General features: G+C 58.1%; 16 protein-coding genes. 6 read left to right on the forward strand and 10 right to left on the reverse strand.

Annotated elements, in window-relative coordinates; all coding sequences use genetic code 11:
• Window positions 1–50 precede the first annotated feature (50 nt).
• From leuB to grpE, 7 genes are all read right to left on the reverse strand, one after another.
• Window positions 51–1,121, reverse strand: coding sequence for a 3-isopropylmalate dehydrogenase (gene leuB / locus BMX55_RS05265; RefSeq protein WP_091453966.1), 1,071 nt, complete (start codon window positions 1,119–1,121; stop codon window positions 51–53).
• A gap of 42 nt (window positions 1,122–1,163) precedes the next feature.
• On the reverse strand, window positions 1,164–1,814 hold the full coding sequence (leuD, locus tag BMX55_RS05270) for a 3-isopropylmalate dehydratase small subunit (RefSeq protein ID WP_091453969.1): 651 nt from the start codon (window positions 1,812–1,814) through the stop codon (window positions 1,164–1,166).
• A gap of 10 nt (window positions 1,815–1,824) precedes the next feature.
• A complete protein-coding gene (locus BMX55_RS05275) occupies window positions 1,825–1,950 on the reverse strand; it encodes an entericidin A/B family lipoprotein (protein WP_091453972.1) in 126 nt (41 codons plus the stop codon).
• Window positions 1,951–1,971: 21 nt separating this feature from the next.
• Complete coding sequence (gene leuC / locus BMX55_RS05280; RefSeq protein ID WP_091453978.1) at window positions 1,972–3,393, reverse strand: 3-isopropylmalate dehydratase large subunit; 1,422 nt, start codon at window positions 3,391–3,393, stop codon at window positions 1,972–1,974.
• 127 nt (window positions 3,394–3,520) lie between these two features.
• Complete coding sequence (gene dnaJ, locus BMX55_RS05285) at window positions 3,521–4,666, reverse strand: molecular chaperone DnaJ (protein WP_091453982.1); 1,146 nt, start codon at window positions 4,664–4,666, stop codon at window positions 3,521–3,523.
• Between the two features lie 91 nt (window positions 4,667–4,757).
• Window positions 4,758–6,734, reverse strand: a complete 1,977-nt coding sequence (gene dnaK, locus BMX55_RS05290) for a molecular chaperone DnaK (protein WP_091453985.1) — start codon at window positions 6,732–6,734, stop codon at window positions 4,758–4,760.
• A gap of 91 nt (window positions 6,735–6,825) precedes the next feature.
• Window positions 6,826–7,374 carry a nucleotide exchange factor GrpE gene (grpE, locus tag BMX55_RS05295; protein ID WP_091453988.1) on the reverse strand — a complete coding sequence of 183 codons (549 nt, stop codon included), beginning with the start codon at window positions 7,372–7,374 and terminating at the stop codon, window positions 6,826–6,828.
• Between the two features lie 231 nt (window positions 7,375–7,605).
• Between grpE and rpsF the strand changes: the two genes are divergently transcribed.
• The 6 genes from rpsF (at window position 7,606) to BMX55_RS05325 (ending at window position 12,747) form a co-directional block, all read left to right on the forward strand.
• Entirely contained in the window at window positions 7,606–8,019 is a 414-nt protein-coding gene (gene rpsF / locus BMX55_RS05300; protein ID WP_091453992.1) for a 30S ribosomal protein S6, read from the forward strand.
• 20 nt (window positions 8,020–8,039) lie between these two features.
• Window positions 8,040–8,330, forward strand: coding sequence for a primosomal replication protein N (gene priB, locus BMX55_RS05305; protein WP_091453996.1), 291 nt, complete (start codon window positions 8,040–8,042; stop codon window positions 8,328–8,330).
• A 17-nt stretch (window positions 8,331–8,347) separates the two neighbouring features.
• On the forward strand, window positions 8,348–8,629 hold the full coding sequence (gene rpsR, locus BMX55_RS05310) for a 30S ribosomal protein S18 (RefSeq protein ID WP_044397946.1): 282 nt from the start codon (window positions 8,348–8,350) through the stop codon (window positions 8,627–8,629).
• Between the two features lie 12 nt (window positions 8,630–8,641).
• Window positions 8,642–9,094: a 50S ribosomal protein L9 gene (gene rplI, locus BMX55_RS05315; RefSeq protein WP_091453998.1), complete on the forward strand. Its 453-nt coding sequence runs from the start codon at window positions 8,642–8,644 to the stop codon at window positions 9,092–9,094.
• An 83-nt stretch (window positions 9,095–9,177) separates the two neighbouring features.
• The gene (gene dnaB, locus BMX55_RS05320; RefSeq protein WP_091454000.1) at window positions 9,178–11,649 is read left to right on the forward strand and encodes a replicative DNA helicase; all 2,472 of its coding nucleotides are present in this window, start codon (window positions 9,178–9,180) and stop codon (window positions 11,647–11,649) included.
• A 15-nt stretch (window positions 11,650–11,664) separates the two neighbouring features.
• Entirely contained in the window at window positions 11,665–12,747 is a 1,083-nt protein-coding gene (locus BMX55_RS05325; RefSeq protein WP_091454003.1) for a GTP pyrophosphokinase, read from the forward strand.
• Here the strand turns inward: BMX55_RS05325 and BMX55_RS05330 are convergent.
• The 3 genes from BMX55_RS05330 to BMX55_RS05340 form a co-directional block, all read right to left on the reverse strand.
• Window positions 12,744–14,594 carry a PhoH family protein gene (locus BMX55_RS05330; protein ID WP_091454009.1) on the reverse strand — a complete coding sequence of 617 codons (1,851 nt, stop codon included), beginning with the start codon at window positions 14,592–14,594 and terminating at the stop codon, window positions 12,744–12,746. The genes BMX55_RS05325 and BMX55_RS05330 overlap by 4 nt on opposite strands.
• A gap of 134 nt (window positions 14,595–14,728) precedes the next feature.
• Window positions 14,729–15,214, reverse strand: a complete 486-nt coding sequence (locus BMX55_RS05335; RefSeq protein ID WP_091454013.1) for a peroxiredoxin — start codon at window positions 15,212–15,214, stop codon at window positions 14,729–14,731.
• A 115-nt stretch (window positions 15,215–15,329) separates the two neighbouring features.
• Window positions 15,330–15,704, reverse strand: a complete 375-nt coding sequence (locus BMX55_RS05340) for an Mth938-like domain-containing protein (RefSeq protein ID WP_091454872.1) — start codon at window positions 15,702–15,704, stop codon at window positions 15,330–15,332.
• Window positions 15,705–15,758: the final 54 nt, after the last annotated feature.

The raw sequence follows: 15,758 nt of genomic DNA on the forward strand, positions 1-15,758 counted from the left end.
GGCGGGCGGCAAACATAGCTTTTCATTGTAGCGGATGACTGGCCTACAAATCAGCCCAATGCCTTGACCACTGCATCGCCCATCTGCACAGTGTTGACCTTGGTGGTGCCTTCACTGTAGATGTCGCCGGTGCGCAGCCCTTGGGCCAGCACGGCTTTCACGGCGTTTTCAATGCGGTCAGCCGCTTCGGGCTGTTTCAGGCTAAAGCGCAGCATCATGGCGGCGCTCAAGATGGTGGCCAGCGGGTTGGCAATGCCCTTGCCTGCGATGTCGGGGGCACTGCCGTGGCTGGGTTCGTACAAGCCTTGGCCCTTGCTGTTGAGGCTAGCCGAGGGCAACATACCGATGGAGCCGGTGAGCATGGAAGCTTCATCCGACAAGATGTCGCCAAACATATTGCCTGTGACCAACACGTCAAACTTTTTCGGCTCTTTCACCAGTTGCATGGCGGCGTTATCGACATACATGTGATCGAGGGCCACATCGGGGTACTGTTGACCGATTTCGGTCATCACATCCTTCCAGAGTTGGAAGGTTTCGAGCACGTTGGCCTTATCGACGCTGGTCACGCGCTTGCTGCGCTTTTGCGCGGCTTGGAAAGCAACGTGGGCGATGCGCTCAATCTCAGGGCGCGAGTAGCGCATGGTGTCAAACGCTTCTTCGGCACCGGGAAAGTGGCCATCAGTGGCAATACGGCGGCCACGGGGCTGGCCGAAGTAAATATCGCCGGTCAACTCACGGATGATGAGGATGTCCAAGCCTGCCACCAGTTCGGGCTTGAGGCTGGAGGCGTGGGTGAGCTGCTCGTAGCAAATGGCGGGGCGGAAGTTGGCAAACAGACCCATCGCCTTGCGCAGGCCCAAAATGGCTTGCTCGGGGCGCAGCGGGCGGTCGAGTTTGTCGTATTTCCAGTCACCCACAGCGCCAAACAAAATGGCATCGGCTTCTTGCGCCAGCTTGAGGGTGGATTCGGGCAGCGGGTGGCCTGCCACCTCGTAGGCAGCACCGCCGACGGGGGCGGTTTCCATCTCAAACTTCAAATCCAAGGCATTGAGCACCTTGACGGCTTCAGCGACGATTTCGGTACCAATGCCGTCACCCGGCAACACTGCAATTTTCATAATTCGCTTTTCTTTGGAAGATTGAATATCTGTGGCGGACGTTTAAGCCACCATGGTGTGGGCCAGCCAAGGCTTGGTCGCCAAACGTTCGGCCTCAAAGGATTTGATCTTGTCGGCATGGCGCAGGGTCAGGCCAATATCGTCAAAGCCGTTGAGCAGGCAGTATTTGCGAAACGGCACCACATCAAACGGGATTTCTTCGCCTTGTGGGCGCACGATGACTTGACGCTCCAGATCAATGGTGAGTTGGTAGCCAGTAAAGGCAGCCACTTCATCAAACAACTGCGCCACCGTGGCTTGGGGCAGCACGATGGGCAACAAGCCATTCTTGAAGCAGTTGTTGAAGAAGATATCGGCAAAGCTAGGCGCAATGATGGCGCGAAAGCCATACTGCTCCAGCGCCCAAGGGGCGTGCTCGCGGCTGGAGCCACAGCCAAAGTTTTTGCGTGCCAACAAGACGGAAGCACCCGCATAACGCGGCTGGTTGAGCACAAAGTCGGGGTTGGACTGGCGGCTGGCCGGGTCTTGGCCCGGCTCGCCGTGGTCAAGGTAACGCCATTCGTCAAACAAGTTCACGCCAAAGCCGGTCTTTTTGATCGACTTGAGAAACTGCTTGGGGATGATGGCGTCGGTATCGACGTTCTCGCGGTCCATCGGGGCCACGATGCCTTGGTGAAGGGTAAATTTTTGCATGGGAAGCCTTTTACTTGGCGGCGCGTTCAATAGCGGAACCGGCTTTGCCGATATCTTGGCCCACACCCTTGACGGTGTTGCAGCCAGTCAGCACAAAGGCCAGCGACAGGGCGATGAAAGTGGCAATTTTTTTCACGACAGTGCTCCTGCGGGGCTATCAAGCAAACGTACGAACATCCACAAAATGCCCGTGCACCGCAGCGGCAGCCGCCATAGCGGGGCTGACCAAGTGGGTACGCCCCCCCGCGCCTTGGCGGCCTTCAAAATTGCGGTTGCTGGTGGAGGCGCAGCGCTCGCCCGGCTCTAAGCGGTCGGCATTCATCGCCAAGCACATCGAACAGCCTGGCTCGCGCCATTCAAAACCGGCAGCCTTGAAAATCTCGTGCAACCCTTCGCGTTCGGCCTGCTCTTTCACCAGCCCAGAACCAGGCACCACCAGCGCCTGTTTCACGTTCTTGGCTACTTTTTGCCCCAGCTTTTTCACCACGGCAGCGGCTTCGCGCATGTCTTCGATGCGGCTGTTGGTACAAGAGCCGATAAACACCTTATCGACAAAAATATCGTTCAGTGGTTTGCCCGGTTGCAGGTTCATGTACTGCAAAGCACGCTCGATAGCCCCGCGCTTGTTGGCATCTTTTTCTTTGTCGGGATCGGGCACGATGGCATCAATGCCCAGCACCATTTCGGGTGAGGTGCCCCAAGTCACTTGCGGCACGATGTCTGCGGCATTGAGCGTGACCACGGTATCAAACTGGGCATCGGCATCGGAGTGCAAAGTCTTCCAGTAAGCCACGGCCTGATCCCATTCCACGCCGGTGGGCGAGAGCGGGCGGCCTTTGACGTAGTCGATGGTTTTGTCGTCCACAGCTACTAGCCCGGCGCGCGCACCGGCCTCAATCGCCATGTTACACACCGTCATCCGGCCTTCGATGCTCATGGCGCGGAACACCGAACCGGCAAATTCAATCGTATAGCCAGTGCCACCAGCGGTACCGATTTTGCCGATGATCGCCAGCACCACGTCTTTGGCAGTCACGCCCTTGGCAAGTTGGCCATCCACCTGCACCAGCATGTTTTTGGCTTTTTTGGCCAGCAGGGTTTGCGTAGCCATGACGTGCTCGACTTCACTGGTACCAATGCCGTGGGCCAACGCACCAAAAGCACCGTGGGTGGAAGTGTGCGAATCACCGCACACCACCGTCATGCCCGGCAAGGTAGCGCCATTTTCAGGGCCAATGACGTGGACGATGCCTTGGCGTTGGTGCATGAACGGGAAAAAGGCCGCCGCGCCCGACTCGGCAATGTTGGCATTCAGCGTGGTGATCTGCTCTTTGCTGATGGGATCGGTAATGCCGTCGTAGCCCAACTCCCAGCCAGTGGTGGGGGTGTTGTGGTCGGCAGTGGCCACAATGGAGCTCACGCGCCAAACTTTGCGCCCGGCTTGGCGTAGGCCCTCAAAAGCCTGTGGGCTGGTCACTTCATGTACCAGATGGCGGTCGATATAAAGAACAGCGGTGCCGTCTTCTTCGGTATGGACGACGTGCTCGTCCCAGATCTTGTCGTACAGGGTGCGTCCCATGGTGGTCTCTTTGCGTTCAGGGGGGAGGGTGATTTTAGGCTGGGCCAGCCAGATATGTCTGGTAGCAATGAAAGAACCGCCTGGGCTAGGCCGCAGGCGGTTGTCGTTGGCGCTTTAAGGCAGCAGATCAGCTAAAAAAACTTTTGAGCTTGTCCGTCCAGCTCTCACCGCTGGGGGAGTGGCGCGCACCGCCCTTTTTCAAAGACTCTTCTAGCTCGCGCAGCAGCTTGCGCTGGTGCTCGGTCAGCTTGACGGGCGTTTCTACTGCAATATGGCAATACAGATCGCCGGGGTAGCTAGAGCGCACCCCCTTGATACCCTTGCCCCGCAGGCGGAACTGCTTGCCCGCTTGGGTGCCTTCTGGGATGTCGATAGCCGCTTTGCCTGCCAGCGTCGGCACCTCAATCTCACCACCCAAGGCTGCGGTGATAAAGCTGACGGGCACTTGGCAATGCAGATCGTCGCCATCGCGCTCAAAGATGTCGTGCTTTTTGAGGCGAATCTCGATGTACAAATCGCCCGGTGGGCCGCCATTGGTGCCCGGCTCACCATTGCCTGTGCTGCGGATACGCATACCATCGTCGATACCCGCAGGGATTTTGACTTCCAGCGTCTTTTGCTTTTTCAGCTTGCCCTGACCGTGGCAAGAGGTGCAAGGTTCTGGAATGATCTTGCCCGTGCCCCGGCAGTGTGGGCAGGTTTGCTGCACACTGAAGAAGCCTTGGCGCATTTGCACCACCCCTGAACCGCTACAGGTAGAGCAGGTCTTGGGGCTGGTGCCGGGTTTGGCACCGCTACCGTGGCAGGTGTCACAGCTCTCCCAAGCAGGGATGCGAATTTCGGCATTCTTGCCACGGGCCGCCTCTTCCAGCGAGACCTCCATGGCATAGCTCAGATCGCTGCCCCGATAGACTTGGCGTCCACCCGCACCACGGCCACCACGTCCACCGCCTTGGTTAAACATGTCGCCAAAAATATCGCCAAAGGCTTCGGCAAAACCACCAAAGCCCTCAGCACCGGGGCCACTGTGGCCCCGATTGGGATCAACCCCGGCATGGCCGTGCTGGTCGTAAGCGGCGCGCTTTTGTGCATCCGAGAGCATCTCGTAGGCCTCTTTGACCTCCTTGAACTTCTCTTCTGCGCCCTTGCTGGCCTCACCCTGGTTGCGATCCGGGTGGTGTTTCATCGCCAGCTTGCGATACGCCTTTTTGATTTCTTCATCGGAAGCGGTTTTTGCCACCCCGAGGATTTCGTAAAAGTCTCTTTTCGACATAGATAGGTACCCGGTTGGAACAGGAACGCCGCGCCGGACTCCCCGGTGTAGGAGCCTGGCGCGGCGGTATGGGTCAGCGCAAGCGCTACCCTTAGCCCTTCTTGACTTCCTTCACCTCGGCGTCCACAACATTGTCGTCATCGGCAGGCTTGGCCGAAGAAGCATGGGCACCATGCCCACTGTGTCCACCGTGGGCACCACCTGCGCCCGCCTCGGCACCCGCAGCTTGCGCTGCCTGTGCGGCTTGCTCATTGGCATACATTTTCTCGCCCAGCTTCTGGCTGGCAGCCATGAGGGCCGTAGTTTTTTCGTCGATAGCGGCCTTGTCTTCACCCTTGAGCGCATCTTCCAAGGCTTTGACGGCAGACTCAATCGCGCTTTTTTCGGTGGCATCAAGCTTATCGCCATGCTCGACCAAGCTCTTGTTGACGCTGTGGACGGCGGCTTCACCTTGGTTGCGTGCTTGCACCAGTTCTAGCTTGCGGTGGTCTTCAGCGGCATTGAGTTCAGCATCTTTGACCATTTGCTGGATTTCTTCTTCAGAAATACCGGAGTTGGCCTTGATGGTGATTTTGTTTTCCTTGCCGGTGGCCTTGTCTTTGGCGCCGACGTGCAAGATGCCGTTGGCATCAATGTCAAACGACACTTCGATCTGTGGCACGCCACGGGCCGAGGGAGGAATACCTTCGAGGTTGAACTCACCCAGCAGCTTGTTGCCCGAAGCAATTTCACGCTCGCCTTGGAACACCTTGATGGTCACGGCAGGCTGGTTGTCATCCGCCGTAGAGAAGGTTTGGGCAAACTTGGTCGGGATCGTGGTGTTCTTGCTGATCATCTTGGTCATCACGCCGCCCAGGGTTTCAATACCCAAAGACAACGGAGTCACGTCCAACAGCAGCACGTCTTTGCGATCACCCGACAGCACTTGGCCTTGGATGGCAGCACCCACGGCCACGGCTTCGTCGGGGTTGACGTCTTTGCGGGGTTCGCGGCCAAAGAATTCTTTGACCTTCTCTTGCACCTTGGGCATACGGCTCATGCCGCCGACCAAAATCACGTCTTGGATGTCGGCAACGTTGATGCCTGCATCTTTAATAGCCATGCGGCAAGGAGCCATCGTGCGCTCGATCAGCTCTTCCACCAACTGTTCCAGCTTGGAGCGGGTCAGCTTGATGTTCAGGTGCTTGGGGCCAGAGGCATCGGCAGTGATGTAAGGCAGGTTGATGTCGGTGGCTGCTGAGTTGGACAGCTCGATCTTGGCCTTTTCTGCTGCTTCTTTCAGGCGTTGCAGGGCAAGCACGTCACGCGACAGATCGACGCCTTGGTCGCGCTTGAACTCAGCGATGATGAAGTCGATGATGCGTTGGTCAAAGTCTTCACCGCCCAAGAAGGTGTCGCCGTTGGTGGACAGCACTTCAAACTGCTTTTCGCCATCGACATCGGCAATTTCAATGATCGAGACGTCAAAAGTGCCGCCGCCCAAGTCATAGACGGCAATTTTGCGGTCGCCCTTTTCGGTTTTGTCCAAGCCAAAGGCCAGCGCTGCGGCGGTGGGTTCGTTGATGATGCGCTTAACATCCAAGCCCGCAATACGGCCAGCGTCTTTGGTGGCTTGGCGCTGCGCGTCGTTAAAGTAAGCTGGCACCGTAATCACGGCTTCAGTCACAGTTTCGCCGAGATAGTCTTCGGCGGTTTTCTTCATCTTGCGCAGCACTTCGGCGCTGATTTGTGGCGGGGCCAGCTTTTGGCCGCGCACTTCGACCCAAGCGTCGCCGTTGTCGGCGCGTGCAATGGTGAAGGGCATCAGGTCGATATCCTTTTGCACTTCTTTCTCGTCAAACTTGCGGCCAATCAGGCGCTTGGCAGCGTAGATGGTGTTTTTAGGGTTGGTGACGGCTTGGCGCTTGGCCGAAGCACCGACCAAAATCTCACCGTCTTCTTGGTAGGCAATGATGGAAGGCGTAGTGCGTGCGCCTTCGCTGTTTTCAATCACTCTGGTGGTGTTGCCGTCCATGATGGCAACACAGCTATTGGTGGTGCCCAAGTCGATACCGATGATTTTTGCCATGATTTCTCTCTCCGCGATCTAAGTAAAATTATTGAATGCGTCTAACGTGTGGCCTGTTGACAAGGCTTCAAGCCGGACAGGCCCACTTTTTTTATTTGGGTGCCGTGACAGTGACCAATGCCGGGCGCAGAATGCGGTCAGCAATCACATAGCCCTTTTGCAACACCGCCACCACCGTATTAGGCTCCTGTTCTGCCGGAACCACGCTAATGGCTTGGTGGAAGTTAGGATTGAATTTTTCGCCTGCTGGGGGGTTGATGGCTACCACCTTGTTGCGCTCTAACGCGGCGGTCAGTTGGCGCAAGGTGGCATTCGAGCCTTCGCGCAACTGCTGCGCCGTGGCGTTGGGCAGAGCCAGCGCCGCATCCAAACTATCACAGACGGGCAGCAGGCTCTCAGCAAAGCCCTCAATGCCAAATTTGCGTGCTTTGGCAATCTCTTCTTCGGCGCGGCGGCGGGCGTTTTCGGCCTCGGCCTTGGCGCGCAAAAACTGGTCGGCCAAATCGGCACTCTTGGCCTTGAGTTCAGCCAGCTCGGACTGCAAACGCGCCATCTCGTCAGAGGCATTGGCGGCCAGCGCGGCCTCGATCTCTTCGGGAGCGGGGGCTACGGCAGGAGCAGAAGTGTGGTTTTCAGACATGTCGGAAACTCTGGTAGAAGAAACTGATAAAACAGTGTGCCCTGCACAGATGGGGCGCTTACCACCCATTTCAAGGGCAGCGGCGCATCACAGGTTTGGGCTACCTACCCCAAATTGGGCAGAATGGCTTGCCAAGTGTACAGGTGCGCTGGCCTAGGGCTATAATCTTGGGTTTTGCCTTGCCACACTGCTACAGGCGCAGCAGGTGGTTCTCATCCAGAAGGAGTATGCATGCGTCATTACGAAATCATTTTGTTGATCCACCCGGATCAAAGCGAGCAGGTTCCTGCCATGCTCGAACGTTACAAGGGCATGATCGTCGCTGGCGGCGGTCAAGTTCACCGTGTTGAAGATTGGGGCCGCCGTCAACTGGCTTACCTGATCAACAAGCTGGCCAAGGCCCACTACCTGTGCGTCAACATCGAAGCTGACCAAGCTGTGATGGCCGAACTGGAGCACGCCTTCAAGTTCAACGATGCCGTGCTGCGTCACCTCACCGTGCAAAAGAAGAAGGCTGAAACCGGCCCCTCTTCGATGATGAAGACCGTTGAGCGCGAAGAAGCCCGCAAAGCCAGCCAAGCCGAATACGCTGCTGCTGGTGAACGCGCTGAGCGTCCAGACCGCGCAGAGCGCACAGAGCGCTAAGCCCTAGGCCTGCCACCGGAGTGGAAAACCGCGTCGCCCTGACTGCCTGTATCGCCGAGGCCGAGCCTTTGCGATTCACGCCTGCCGGACTGCCCGCCATTGCCCTGCGTCTGGAGCACAGCTCGCAACAGCAAGAGGCCGGTCAGCCCCGCGAAGTCAAGGCCAGCATGAAGGCTGTGGCCTTTGGCACCTTGGCCGAGCAATTGGCTCGGCAGCCTGTAGGTAGCCTTTGGCAGTTCAGCGGTTTTTTAGCCACTCCGCGCAACGGCAGGCATGTGGTGCTGCACGTTCAGGATATTCAACAAAACTAATTTTCAAGAGGTCCGCAATGGCCACGTTCAAGAAATTCAACAAAGACAAGCGCCCCAAGCGCAATACCCAATCGCTGCTGTTCAAGCGCAAGCGCTTCTGCCGCTTCACCGTCACTGGCGTCGAAGAAATCGACTACAAAGACGTGGACACCCTGCGTGACTTTATTGCTGAAAACGGCAAGATCATTCCCGCACGCCTGACCGGCACCCGCGCCATCTACCAGCGCCAGCTCAACACTGCCATCAAGCGCGCCCGCTTCTTGGCCCTGGTGCCTTACAGCGACCAGCACAAGATCTAAGGAGCACAACCCATGCAAATCATCCTGCTCGACAAGGTTGTGAACCTCGGTAACCTCGGTGATCTGGTCAAGGTCAAAGACGGTTACGCCCGTAACTTCCTGATCCCCACAGGCCGCGCCCGCCGCGCCACTGCTGCCGCTAAGGCCGAATTCGAAGCCAAGCGCGCCGAACTCGAAAAAGCTGCTGCTGAAAAGCTGGCCGCTGCTCAAGCCGAAGGCGAAAAGCTGGCTGGCAAGGTATTCAAGCTGACGCAAAAGGCTGGCGTTGATGGCCGTCTGTTTGGTTCTGTGACCAACCACGACATCGCCGACGAGCTGAATAAGCAAGGCTTTAAGGTGCTCAAGTCGCAGATTCGTCTGCCCAACGGCCCCATCAAGACCATTGGCGACAACACTGTCAACGTGGCCCTGCACACCGATGTGGTGGCAGAAGTTACCGTGTCGGTGTACGGCGAAACCGCCTGATAGCGCCCTGCGCTGCCTAGCAACCGCCTTCGGGCGGTTTTTTGTTTTCCCGTTAGCATCCCCGGCTTGCTCCAAGGAACCCGATGTCTTCTGACCCCTTCATGCCTATGGATGGTGGCTTTGCCCCCTACGATGACCGCGAGCTTTCGCAACTGCGCGTGCCGCCCCAATCCATCGAGTCAGAGTCCAGTGTGCTGGGTGGCTTGTTGCTGGACAACAATGCTTGGGAGCGGGTAGGTGATCTGTTGATGGAGACCGATTTTTACCGCCACGATCACCAGTTAATCTACTCCAGCATTGGCAAGCTCATCAACGAGAACAAGCCCGCTGACGTCATCACGGTGTATGAAAAGTTGCAAGGCATCGGCAAAGCCGAAGAGGTGGGCGGGCTGACCTATCTGAACAGCTTGGCGCAGTACGTACCCAGCGCCAGCAACATTCGTCGCTATGCCGAAATCGTGCGCGAGCGCTCCATTTTGCGCAAACTGGTCACGGCCAGCGATGAAATTGCCACCAATGCCTTCAACCCCCAAGGACGTCCAGTAGAAAAAATTCTGGACGAGGCCGAGCAAAAAATCTTCAATATCGGTGAAGAAGGCTCGCGGATGAAGCAGGGCTTTCAGCCGATGGAGCAGTTGGTCAGCACCCTAATGGGGCGCGTCCAAGAAATGGCCGACAACCCCAACGATATCACCGGCGTAGCCACTGGCTTTATTGACCTTGATCGCATGACTTCGGGGCTGCAAGCCGGGGACATGGTGGTGCTGGCAGCGCGGCCCTCGATGGGCAAGGCACAGCCACTGGATGCCCAAGTGCGCACCCGCACCGGCTGGAAGGCGATGGGCGACCTAGAGGTCGGCGACGGGCTGGCCTCAGTGGATGGCCGAGCCTCTATCGTTACGGGTATTTTTCCGCAAGGAGTGCGACAGGTCTATCGCCTGAGCTTCTCGGACGGGCGTAGCGCCGAAGCCTGCGCCGAACATTTATGGCGCGTGCATTGCCGACACTGGCAAGCTGCCAAAGTACTCAGTACCGCTGACATCATGGCGTTGCTGGAAAAAACCCGCTACCAAGGGCGCTTATGGATAGATACGGCCAGTGGTGATTTTGGTCACCACGATCCCTTGCCCATCGACCCGTGGGTGCTAGGGGCTTTGTTGGGTGACGGTAGTTTGACAGGTACTGGCACGGTACGTTTTGCCACGGCCTCGCCCCAGATGTTGGCAACCCTAGAGGCCCGTGTCGGTGCCGACATGACCGTGACCCATGCGCAAAACTATGATTACCGCATCGTGCGCCAAGATCGGGGCCACGTGCTGGGGTTGCAAGGCGCACAGGCCAACCCCTTGCGGGTGGCGCTAGAGAGCCTACAGCTGTGGGGCTTGGCCAGCGATGCCAAGTTTATTCCGCGTCTGTATCTGGAGGCCCATCGGGCCGCCCGTTTGGATGTATTGCGTGGCTTGCTCGATACCGATGGTTGGGTAGAGCGCTGGGGCAGCGTGCGCTTTTCTACCGCCAGCCCCCAATTGGCTCAGGATATGGCCGAACTGGTGCGCTCGCTGGGGGGCTGGTGCTCCATCAGCAGCAAAACGCCACATTACCGCAACAGCCACGGCCTGCGGGTGCCAGGGCTACCCGCCTATATTTGCCACATCGCCCATCCGCAGCCACGCTCACTGTTTCTGTTGTCAGAAAAACAGGCACGCTTGCCGGTAGAGCGCCAACGGGCCAAGCGCCTCACCATCACTGGCATTGCTCCTAGCCGCGAAGCACCATGCCAGTGCATTGCCGTGAGCCACCCAGAACACTTGTACATCACCAATGACGATGTAGTCACGCATAACACCGCCTTTGCTGTGAACATTGCCGAGCATGTAGCCCTGCACGAAGGGTTGCCGGTAGCCATTTTCTCGATGGAAATGGGCGCTGCCCAATTGGCGGTACGGATCGTAGGCTCCATTGCCAAGGTAGATCAATCCCACCTGCGCAACGGCAGGCTGACCACCGACGAATGGCCGCGCCTGACCGAAGCCATCGAAAAACTGCGCAATGTATCGTTGCATATTGACGAAACCCCCGGTCTGACCCCGTCAGAGTTGCGCGCCAATGCCCGGCGCTTGGCGCGCCAGTGTGGCCAGTTGGGGCTGATTGTGGTGGACTATTTGCAACTGATGAGCGGTTCGGCAGGCTCGCAAGGTGAAAACCGCGCCACCGAATTGGGCGAGATTTCGCGCGGCCTCAAAATGCTGGCCAAGGAGCTGCAATGTCCGGTGATTGCGCTGTCACAGCTCAACCGCAGCGTAGAGACGCGCACCGACAAGCGCCCGATGATGTCGGATTTGCGCGAATCGGGTGCGATTGAGCAGGATGCAGACATCATCATGTTTATCTACCGTGATGACTACTACAACAAAGACAGCAAAGAGCCCAATGTGGCCGAGATTATCATTGGCAAGCAGCGCAATGGCCCTACCGGTACCGTCAAGCTGTACTTTCAAAAATCCCAGACACGCTTTGAAAGTCTAGCTACGGGTGCCAACGACGGCGATTACTAAGCACGGAGCACAGCCATGCCCTCCTTGGACTTTGAGCTCGAAGAAGCAGCCTTTCACGGCTTTCATGCCCAGCACCGCCAAGGCTTAGAGGCCGCCTTGGCGCAATACCTCGCCACACTGACCGAGGCGCTGGCCCAAGCCGGCGGCATTGAGGTGTCACGGATGGAGGGCCGCATCAAAGACAAAGCCGAGTGTGTGCGCAAGTTCTCGCGCAAATACCGCACGGCACTAGAAGAGAGCAACACCCCCTACACCATCGCCGCCTACATCAGCGACCTGATTGGCGTGCGCGTGGTGTGCCTGTACGAAGACGAAATTGACAAAATCACGCAGGCCGTGCGCCAGCATTTTGAGGTCATTGAGGTCACTGACAAAACCGCTGCCGTCGAGGGCACCGAAAGCGCCTTTGGCTACAAGGGCTTGCACCTCGATCTCAAGCCACGCTGGAGCGCAGAGACGGCACCCCTACTGCATGGCCTGCCGCTGGCCGCCTACCCGTTTGAGCTACAAGTACGCACCATTGTGCAAGACGCTTGGGCGGTGCTAGACCACAAAATCAAATACAAAAAGTCGATTCCGGGCGCGCTCAAGCGGCGCATCAATGTGCTGGCAGCGTTATTTGAACTGGCCGACCGCGAGTTTCGCCAAATTCGCGACGCCACCGAGGCGCAACTGCTGGCAGCCCCAGACGACACCGAGACCACCACCCCCGCCGCGCTGGCGCAGGAGCAAACGCCGGTGGTCAGCAGTGATCTGAACGCCTTCACCTTCCTGAAAATCGCCAGCCACTTTTTTAACGACTACAGCTTTGAGCCGCGCCGTGTGGACAGCTTTGTGGCTGATGTGCAGGGCTGGGCACCCGGCATCACGCGCACCGGCTTTAACACCCTGCTGCGCGAGAACATCGGCACCGTCAAGCGTTACAAGCAGTACATCGAAGAGCAGAGGGGCGGGCGTAAGCTCAACCCCTATGCCGTGATGCGCCACAGCCTGTATCTGGGCAACAAGGAGCAGTTTGCCGCAGCGCTAGGCCGTTTTGCCTGCGACACTTTTGAGGCCTGGCTGCGCGAATACAAGCCCGCTACCGGCCCCAGTTAGAGCACGTCGCTGGCAAAATCGGCCAAGCGTGAGCGCTCACCACGGGCCAGCGTGATATGGCCGCTGTGCGGCCAGCCCTTAAAGCGATCTACCGTGAAGGTCAGACCCGACGAGCCTTCGGTCAGGTACGGGGTGTCAATCTGCGCCAAGTTGCCCATGCAGACAATTTTGGTGCCCGGCCCGGCGCGCGTAATCAGTGTTTTAAGTTGCTTGGGGGTCAGGTTTTGCGCTTCGTCGATGATGACGTACTTGTTCATGAACGTGCGCCCACGCATAAAGTTCATACTCTTGATCTTGATACGGCTGCGGATCAGCTCATTGGTAGCAGCGCGGCCCCATTCGCCAGGGTTGCCGCCTTCGCCCTTGGCCAAGAATTCGAGGTTGTCGTCCAAGGCCCCCATCCACGGCCCCATTTTTTCTTCTTCGGTGCCGGGTAAAAAGCCGATGTCTTCGCCCACGCTCACGGTGGCACGGGTCATGATAATTTCGGTGTAGCGGCGCTCATCAAGCACCTGCGTGAGGCCAGCCGCCAAGGCCATCAGCGTTTTGCCGGTGCCTGCGGTACCCGTAAGCGTGACCAGATCAACTTCGGGGTCCATCAGCAGATTGAGGGCAAAGTTTTGTTCGCGGTTGCGGCTGTTGACACCCCACACCGCATTTTTAGCATGAGCGTAGTCTTTGAGCGTGCGCAGTACAGCGGTTTTATCGCGGATTTCTGTGACGCGCGCATACAGGCTAGGCTCGCCGGGGGCCTCAAAATAGACAAACTGGTTAATCATCCACTGCGCCACCATCGGGCCACTGACGCGGTAGAAAGTGTTGGGGCCGCTTTGCCAACTCTCAACCGCCTTGCCGTGGCGGCTCCAGAAATCAGCAGGCAAGGCCAAGGCACCAGAGTAGAGCAGGTCGTCGTCATCCAGCGCCTTGTCGTTTTGGTAGTCCTCAGCGGGCAAACCCAACGCACGCGCCTTAACCCGCATGTTGATGTCTTTGGACACCAACACCACCTCACGCGGAGCGTGCAGTTTGCGCAGTGCCTCTACCACGCCCAAAATCTGGTTGTCGGCCTTGCCTTGGGGCAGGCTGGTGGGCAGTTGGTAGTCGAGCGCCGAGGTCTGGAAATACAAATGCCCAGTGGCTCCGCGCTGACCGGTGGAATCGAGCTTGAGCCCTTGTCCAATGTCTGCACCTTGGGCCGCAGCCAGCCCGTCCAATGAGCGGCTGACTTGGCGGCCATTACGCGCCACTTCGGTCATGCCCTTCTTGTGCGCGTCCAGCTCCTCCAACACGATCATCGGCAGGTAGATGTCGTGCTCTTCAAAGCGGAACAGGCTGGTGGGGTCGTGCAGCAGCACATTGGTATCGAGGACGAACAGCTTGGTCGGGCCGCTGCTGCTGCGCACCGCCTTGCGGCTGCGGCTGCGCTGGCGGCTCTGGGGGGCTACCGCTGCCACGGCAGGGGGAACCACTACCACAGGGGCAGCACTGGCCGGTACAGAGGCCGCCACTGCGCTTACCACCACCGGTGGTGTAGCCGCTGGCGTGCTTGCTGGCACGGCTGCCACGACCGACACGGGAGCTTGCACCAATGCCGGTGTTTGCACACTGCGGCGGTTGCTGGTCACGGCAGGCACTGCCGCTGGAGCATCGCTTCGACGCCGCCCGCCTTTGCGCGAGGCGGTCGTTACCACCACGGTATCCACCAATGCGCTAGCCACAGCAGTGGCTGGCGCAGCCTCATAGGGTGCAGATTTTTCGGTGGCACTGGCTTTGCGGGCTACAGGCTTGAATGCCTCAGGGGGCAATTGGGCGGCGCGCCGGGTGGGTGCGGGGGGCAAAGGTGGCATGGGCAAAGACCTCAATCAGGCAAGTTCAGAAAGCAAAAAGCCGCCGGGAAACCCAGGCGGCTTGGTGGTCAGAAAGGAGCTTCGCGGAGTTCAGCGGCATTGATCCATTATGCACGCCAGCGATGCCAGTGCAATCAAGCGGCTTTTTTCAGCGCCTTGAGCGATTTGACGGCCTTGAGCACCTCTTCGACATGGCCCGGCACCTTCAGGCCGCGCCATTCGTGGGTCAGAATGCCGTCTTCGTTGATGAGGAAGGTGCTGCGCTCAATGCCCTTGACCTTCTTGCCGTACATGATCTTGTTTTTGACCACGCCAAACATGTGGCACATTTTTTCTTCGGTGTCAGCGATCAGCTCAAAGGGCAGCTCTAGCTTTTCACGAAACTCGTCGTGCGACTTCATGTTGTCGCGCGAGACGCCAAACACCGCAGCGCCCGCTTTGACAAAGTCTTTGTACTTGTCGCGGAACTGCATCGCTTCGGTGGTGCAGCCGGGCGTGTTGTCTTTGGGGTAAAAATACAAAACCATAACCTGCCCGTGATGCGAGGTATTGGTGACCTTGATGCCGCCAGTAGCGTTGGCTTCAAATTCGGGGAGGGGCTTGTTGACAACGATCGCCATATAACTGCAGTCTCTCGGGAGTGTGGTCGTTGGAAGCCGGAGGAACGGATGTGTTGTTCTTGATTGCCTCCGACCGCAACCCGCGATTTTACCCCGAAACGGTTTTTGCTCTGTTTTAGGCCGTTTCTAACAGCAGCGCAGCCACCACATTGCGGCCTTCACCAGCCAAAATGTTGTAGGTGCGGCAAGCCGCTTGGGTGTCCATCGTTTCCAGCCCGATACGCCGGGCCATTAGGGGCTGCAACCACGCTGGCGGCACAAAACGGTTGCGCACACCGCTGCCAAACAAGATCAGTTCAGCCTCTAGCTCGGCCAGTGGCGCAAAGTGGGCGGCAGTCAGGTCCTCAAAGCGGGTGCAATCCCAAGGCAGGCGCAGGCCATTTGCCCCCAGAATCAGGCTAGAAGTCACTTTGTCTGGCCCTACGTTGATCCAGCCGGGGCCGTAGCCGGTAATGCTGTGAATGCTGTGGCGATCGGGCTGAAATTTCATGGCGGTGGCGTACTGCGTTCGCAGGTGCAAGAGGTGGCGGAACTGTGTTCAAAT

The organism is Giesbergeria anulus (assembly GCF_900111115.1).
GTDB classification, from domain to species: Bacteria; Pseudomonadota; Gammaproteobacteria; order Burkholderiales; family Burkholderiaceae_C; genus Simplicispira; species Simplicispira anulus.